1 protein-coding gene is annotated in these 550 nt (G+C 74.5%); it reads left to right on the top strand.

The annotated features are described in order from the left end of the window. Positions 1-380, top strand: a 380-nt coding sequence (locus tag LPA54_RS35965) for a D-Ala-D-Ala carboxypeptidase family metallohydrolase (RefSeq protein ID WP_228984747.1), incomplete at its 5' end; no start/stop codon positions are given. Positions 381-550: the final 170 nt, after the last annotated feature.

The raw sequence follows: 550 nt of genomic DNA, 5'->3' as shown, positions 1-550 counted from the left end.
ACTCCGAGCTGAACCGCTGCAACTCGACCTGGTCGGGCGGCGCGGTGAGCGCCCCGACGGCGAAGGCGAACGCCCTGCGCACCATGTGGAAGCTGGAGGCGCTGCGGCACGCGCTCGGCGACCCGCCGATCCGGGTCACCAGCGGCTTCCGCTCCCAGTCCTGCAACAGCGCGGTGGGCGGCGCGAGCAACAGCCGCCATCTCTACGGCGACGCGGCCGACCTCGGCGCCGGGTCGCACTCGCTGTGCACCCTGGCCAAGCAGGCCCGCAACCACGGCTTCAACGGGATCCTCGGCCCCGGTTACCCGGGCCACGACGACCACACGCACGTCGACCACCGAAGCAGCCGTTACTGGTCGGCCCCGACCTGCGGCATCTGACGCCCGCGCGCACGCCTGGAAGACGCCGAGGGGGTCCCGCGCGGGACCCCCTCCCCGTCGAGTGCGCCGTGTTCACGGGCGACCGGACTCGGCCCGCCGTTCCCGCCACAGGGCCGTGCCGGTCGCGAGGGCGCCGAGGCCCTCCCAGGCCGCGTCGCCGAGGAACGCCT

Origin of the sequence: Streptomyces sp. DH12 (genome assembly GCF_020873895.1) — a bacterium.
Lineage (GTDB): Bacteria > Actinomycetota > Actinomycetes > Streptomycetales > Streptomycetaceae > Streptomyces.
The sequence above is the reverse complement of the archived record's forward strand: the minus strand, read 5'-3'. Positions and strand labels throughout refer to the sequence as shown.